Annotated in this window: 7 protein-coding genes and 1 tRNA gene; all 8 read left to right on the top strand. The window is 50.7% G+C overall.

Annotated features, from left to right (window positions below; translation table 11 throughout):
• Positions 1–145: 145 nt before the first annotated feature.
• On the top strand, positions 146–550 hold the full coding sequence (gene ybgC / locus ABZJ92_RS08005; RefSeq protein WP_001098384.1) for a tol-pal system-associated acyl-CoA thioesterase: 405 nt from the start codon (positions 146–148) through the stop codon (positions 548–550).
• Complete coding sequence (gene tolQ, locus ABZJ92_RS08010; protein WP_000131314.1) at positions 547–1,239, top strand: Tol-Pal system protein TolQ; 693 nt, start codon at positions 547–549, stop codon at positions 1,237–1,239. The genes ybgC and tolQ overlap by 4 nt, the downstream gene beginning before the upstream one ends.
• Before the next feature lie 3 nt (positions 1,240–1,242).
• Positions 1,243–1,671, top strand: a complete 429-nt coding sequence (gene tolR, locus ABZJ92_RS08015) for a colicin uptake protein TolR (RefSeq protein ID WP_000090097.1) — start codon at positions 1,243–1,245, stop codon at positions 1,669–1,671.
• A 64-nt stretch (positions 1,672–1,735) separates the two neighbouring features.
• Complete coding sequence (gene tolA / locus ABZJ92_RS08020) at positions 1,736–2,977, top strand: cell envelope integrity protein TolA (protein WP_000030694.1); 1,242 nt, start codon at positions 1,736–1,738, stop codon at positions 2,975–2,977.
• Positions 2,978–3,109: 132 nt separating this feature from the next.
• Positions 3,110–4,402 (top strand): Tol-Pal system beta propeller repeat protein TolB, encoded by a 1,293-nt coding sequence (gene tolB, locus ABZJ92_RS08025; protein ID WP_001295307.1) that lies wholly within the window; start codon positions 3,110–3,112, stop codon positions 4,400–4,402.
• A 34-nt stretch (positions 4,403–4,436) separates the two neighbouring features.
• Positions 4,437–4,958 (top strand): peptidoglycan-associated lipoprotein Pal, encoded by a 522-nt coding sequence (gene pal, locus ABZJ92_RS08030; RefSeq protein ID WP_001295306.1) that lies wholly within the window; start codon positions 4,437–4,439, stop codon positions 4,956–4,958.
• Between the two features lie 9 nt (positions 4,959–4,967).
• Complete coding sequence (gene cpoB, locus ABZJ92_RS08035; RefSeq protein WP_000097586.1) at positions 4,968–5,759, top strand: cell division protein CpoB; 792 nt, start codon at positions 4,968–4,970, stop codon at positions 5,757–5,759.
• Positions 5,760–5,923: 164 nt separating this feature from the next.
• A tRNA-Lys gene (locus ABZJ92_RS08040) sits at positions 5,924–5,999 on the top strand.
• Position 6,000 lies beyond the last annotated feature (1 nt).

Raw genomic sequence — 6,000 nt, forward strand, 5'->3', positions numbered from 1 at the left:
GAATTCTCTTTAAAAAATTATGGGCCGCTCTAGGCCCATAAATTTTTACGCGCCCTTAACTTGCCCTCATTCCCAAACCTCAATCGCGCGCGTATAGTAGCAGCGTTTAAAAGCTCTAACTTTTGTTGCATTACCGGGATGTAAAGTGAATACAACGCTGTTTCGATGGCCGGTTCGCGTCTACTATGAAGATACCGATGCCGGTGGTGTGGTGTACCACGCCAGTTACGTCGCTTTTTATGAAAGAGCACGCACAGAGATGCTGCGTCATCATCACTTCAGTCAGCAGGCGCTGATGGCTGAACGCGTTGCCTTTGTGGTACGTAAAATGACGGTGGAATATTACGCACCTGCGCGGCTCGACGATATGCTCGAAATACAGACTGAAATAACATCAATGCGTGGCACCTCTTTGGTTTTCACGCAACGTATTGTCAACGCCGAGAATACTTTGCTGAATGAAGCAGAGGTTCTGGTTGTTTGCGTTGACCCACTCAAAATGAAGCCTCGTGCGCTTCCCAAGTCTATTGTCGCGGAGTTTAAGCAGTGACTGACATGAATATCCTTGATTTGTTCCTGAAGGCTAGCCTTCTGGTTAAACTTATCATGTTGATTTTGATTGGTTTTTCAATCGCATCCTGGGCCATTATTATCCAGCGAACCCGTATTCTTAACGCAGCGGCGCGTGAAGCCGAAGCGTTTGAAGATAAATTCTGGTCTGGAATCGAACTCTCTCGCCTCTATCAAGAGAGTCAGGGGAAACGGGATAATCTGACTGGTTCGGAACAAATCTTTTACAGCGGGTTCAAAGAGTTTGTGCGCCTGCATCGTGCCAATAGCCATGCGCCGGAAGCCGTAGTGGAAGGGGCGTCGCGTGCTATGCGTATCTCCATGAACCGTGAACTTGAAAATCTGGAAACGCACATTCCGTTCCTCGGTACGGTTGGCTCCATCAGCCCGTATATTGGTCTGTTTGGTACGGTCTGGGGGATCATGCACGCCTTTATCGCCCTCGGGGCGGTAAAACAAGCAACACTGCAAATGGTTGCGCCCGGTATCGCAGAAGCGTTGATTGCGACGGCAATTGGTCTGTTCGCCGCAATTCCGGCGGTAATGGCTTATAACCGTCTCAACCAGCGCGTAAACAAACTGGAACTGAATTACGACAACTTTATGGAAGAGTTTACCGCGATTCTGCACCGCCAGGCGTTTACCGTTAGCGAGAGCAACAAGGGGTAAGCCATGGCCAGAGCGCGTGGACGAGGTCGTCGCGATCTCAAGTCCGAAATCAACATTGTTCCGTTGCTGGACGTACTGCTGGTGCTGTTGCTGATCTTTATGGCGACAGCGCCCATCATCACCCAGAGCGTGGAGGTCGATCTGCCAGACGCTACTGAATCACAGGCGGTGAGCAGTAACGATAATCCGCCAGTGATTGTTGAAGTGTCTGGTATTGGTCAGTACACCGTGGTGGTTGAGAAAGATCGCCTGGAGCGTTTACCACCAGAGCAGGTGGTGGCGGAAGTGTCCAGCCGTTTCAAGGCCAACCCGAAAACGGTCTTTCTGATCGGTGGCGCAAAAGATGTGCCTTACGATGAAATAATTAAAGCACTGAACTTGTTACATAGTGCGGGTGTGAAATCGGTTGGTTTAATGACGCAGCCTATCTAAACATCTGCGTTTCCCTTGCTTGAAAGAGAGCGGGTAACAGGCGAACAGTTTTTGGAAACCGAGAGTGTCAAAGGCAACCGAACAAAACGACAAGCTCAAGCGGGCGATAATTATTTCAGCAGTGCTGCATGTCATCTTATTTGCGGCGCTGATCTGGAGTTCGTTCGATGAGAATATAGAAGCTTCAGCCGGAGGCGGCGGTGGTTCGTCCATCGACGCTGTCATGGTTGATTCAGGTGCGGTAGTTGAGCAGTACAAACGCATGCAAAGCCAGGAATCAAGCGCGAAGCGTTCTGATGAACAGCGCAAGATGAAGGAACAGCAGGCTGCTGAAGAACTGCGTGAGAAACAAGCGGCTGAACAGGAACGCCTGAAGCAACTTGAGAAAGAGCGGTTAGCGGCTCAGGAGCAGAAAAAGCAGGCTGAAGAAGCCGCAAAACAGGCCGAGTTAAAGCAGAAGCAAGCTGAAGTGGCGGCAGCGAAAGCGGCGGCAGATGCTAAAGCTGCGGAAGAAGCAGCGAAGAAAGCGGCTGCAGACGCGAAGAAAAAAGCAGAAGCAGAAGCCGCCAAAGCCGCAGCCGAAGCGCAGAAAAAAGCCGAGGTAGCCGCTGCGGCACTGAAGAAGAAAGCGGAAGCGGCAGAAGCAGCTGCAGCTGAAGCAAGAAAGAAAGCGGCAACTGAAGCTGCTGAAAAAGCCAAGGCAGAAGCTGAGAAGAAAGCGGCTGCTGAAAAGGCTGCAGCTGATAAGAAAGCGGCAGCAGAGAAAGCTGCAGCCGACAAAAAAGCAGCAGAAAAAGCGGCTGCTGATAAGGCAGCAGCTGATAAGAAAGCAGCGGCAGAAAAAGCCGCCGCAGACAAAAAAGCGGCAGCGGCAAAAGCAGCAGCTGAAAAAGCCGCTGCAGCAAAAGCTGCCGCAGAGGCAGATGATATTTTCGGTGAGCTAAGCTCTGGTAAGAATGCACCGAAAACGGGGGGAGGGGCGAAAGGGAACAATGCTTCGCCTGCCGGGAGTGGTAATACTAAAAACAATGGCGCATCAGGGGCCGATATCAATAACTATGCCGGGCAGATTAAATCTGCTATCGAAAGTAAGTTCTATGACGCATCGTCCTATGCAGGCAAAACCTGTACGCTGCGCATAAAACTGGCACCCGATGGTATGTTACTGGATATCAAACCTGAAGGTGGCGATCCCGCACTTTGTCAGGCTGCGTTGGCAGCAGCTAAACTTGCGAAGATCCCGAAACCACCAAGCCAGGCAGTATATGAAGTGTTCAAAAACGCGCCATTGGACTTCAAACCGTAATCGCGATGTTGACTGTTCGGACGGTCAACATCAGGCACCGGTTGCCACGGGGTTCTGGTAGTTTTGTGTATTTTAGTTTGTTAACATTCTGCTAAATTATCGTGGGCCATCGGTCCAGATAAGGGAGATATGATGAAGCAGGCATTACGAGTAGCATTTGGTTTTCTCATACTGTGGGCATCAGTTCTGCATGCTGAAGTCCGCATTGTGATCGACAGCGGTGTAGATTCCGGTCGTCCTATTGGTGTTGTTCCTTTCCAGTGGGCGGGGCCTGGTGCGGCACCTGAAGATATTGGCGGCATCGTTGCTGCTGACTTGCGTAACAGCGGTAAATTTAATCCGTTAGATCGCGCTCGTCTGCCACAGCAGCCGGGTAGTGCGCAGGAAGTACAACCAGCTGCATGGTCCGCACTGGGCATTGACGCTGTAGTTGTCGGTCAAGTCACTCCGAATCCGGATGGTTCTTACAATGTTGCTTATCAACTTGTTGACACTGGCGGCGCACCGGGTACTGTACTTGCTCAGAACTCGTACAAAGTGAACAAGCAGTGGCTGCGTTATGCTGGTCATACCGCCAGTGATGAAGTGTTTGAAAAACTGACCGGCATTAAAGGTGCGTTCCGTACCCGTATTGCCTACGTTGTTCAGACCAACGGCGGTCAGTTCCCGTATGAACTGCGCGTATCTGACTATGACGGTTACAACCAGTTTGTCGTTCACCGTTCACCGCAGCCGCTGATGTCTCCGGCGTGGTCACCAGACGGTTCTAAACTGGCTTATGTGACCTTCGAAAGCGGTCGTTCCGCGCTGGTTATTCAGACGCTGGCAAATGGCGCTGTACGTCAGGTGGCTTCATTCCCGCGTCACAACGGTGCACCTGCATTCTCGCCAGACGGCAGCAAACTGGCATTCGCCTTGTCGAAAACCGGTAGTCTGAACCTGTACGTAATGGATTTGGCTTCTGGTCAGATCCGCCAGGTGACTGATGGTCGCAGTAACAATACCGAACCGACCTGGTTCCCGGATAGCCAGAACCTGGCATTTACTTCTGACCAGGCCGGTCGTCCGCAGGTTTATAAAGTGAATATCAACGGCGGTGCGCCACAACGTATTACCTGGGAAGGTTCGCAGAACCAGGATGCGGATGTCAGCAGCGACGGTAAATTTATGGTAATGGTCAGCTCCAATGGTGGGCAGCAGCACATTGCCAAACAAGATCTGGCAACGGGAGGCGTACAAGTTCTGTCGTCCACGTTCCTGGATGAAACGCCAAGTCTGGCACCTAACGGCACTATGGTAATCTACAGCTCTTCTCAGGGGATGGGATCCGTGCTGAATTTGGTTTCTACAGATGGGCGTTTCAAAGCGCGTCTTCCGGCAACTGATGGACAGGTCAAATTCCCTGCCTGGTCGCCGTATCTGTGATAATAATTAATTGAATAGTAAAGGAATCATTGAAATGCAACTGAACAAAGTGCTGAAAGGGCTGATGATTGCTCTGCCTGTTATGGCAATTGCGGCATGTTCTTCCAACAAGAACGCCAGCAATGACGGCAGCGAAGGCATGCTGGGTGCCGGCACTGGTATGGATGCGAACGGCGGCAACGGCAACATGTCTTCCGAAGAGCAGGCTCGTCTGCAAATGCAACAGCTGCAGCAGAACAACATCGTTTACTTCGATCTGGACAAGTACGATATCCGTTCTGACTTCGCTCAAATGCTGGATGCACATGCAAACTTCCTGCGTAGCAACCCGTCTTACAAAGTCACCGTAGAAGGTCACGCGGACGAACGTGGTACTCCGGAATACAACATCTCCCTGGGTGAACGTCGTGCGAACGCCGTTAAGATGTACCTGCAGGGTAAAGGCGTTTCTGCAGACCAGATCTCCATCGTTTCTTACGGTAAAGAAAAACCTGCAGTACTGGGTCATGACGAAGCGGCATACTCCAAAAACCGTCGTGCGGTACTGGTTTACTAAGAGAATTGCATGAGCAGTAACTTCAGACATCAACTATTGAGTCTGTCGTTACTGGTTGGTATAGCGGCCCCCTGGGCCGCTTTTGCTCAGGCACCAATCAGTAGTGTCAGCTCAGGCTCGGTCGAAGACCGCGTCACTCAACTTGAGCGTATTTCTAATGCTCACAGCCAGCTTTTAACCCAACTCCAGCAACAACTTTCTGATAATCAATCCGATATTGATTCCCTGCGTGGTCAGATTCAGGAAAATCAGTATCAACTGAATCAGGTCGTGGAGCGGCAAAAGCAGATCCTGTTGCAGATCGACAGCCTCAGCAGCGGTGGTGCAGCGGCGCAATCAACCAGCAGCGATCAAAGCGGTGCGACGGCATCAACGACGCCGACAGCTGATGCTGGTACTGCGAATGCTGGCGCGCCGGTGAAAAGCGGCGATGCAAACACGGATTACAATGCAGCTATTGCGCTGGTGCAGGATAAATCCCGCCAGGATGACGCAATGGTGGCATTTCAGAATTTCATCAAAAATTACCCTGATTCAACTTACCTGCCAAACGCCAATTATTGGCTGGGTCAGTTAAACTACAACAAGGGTAAAAAAGATGATGCGGCGTACTATTTTGCTTCGGTAGTGAAAAACTATCCGAAGTCACCAAAGGCTGCTGATGCGATGTTTAAAGTCGGCGTCATCATGCAGGACAAAGGTGACACCGCAAAAGCGAAAGCCGTATACCAGCAGGTTATCAGTAAATACCCTGGTACTGATGGCGCTAAACAGGCACAAAAACGTCTGAACGCGATGTAATGCATAACACACGACCAGAAGTCGCATTATTTCTGGTCGTGTCGTGCGAATCATAAGCAGTTGAGTGATCTGCATCGAAATTTTTGTTGCGCTCAAGTCTGAAATCAGTAATATATGCCGCCGTTGCCACGGGATATCAAACAAACCGAAAGCAACGAAAAAGTGGGTCGTTAGCTCAGTTGGTAGAGCAGTTGACTTTTAATCAATTGGTCGCAGGTTCGAATCCTGCACGACCCACCAA

This window comes from Shigella sp. FJ200513, from assembly GCF_040495915.1.
Lineage (GTDB): Bacteria > Pseudomonadota > Gammaproteobacteria > Enterobacterales > Enterobacteriaceae > ECMA0423.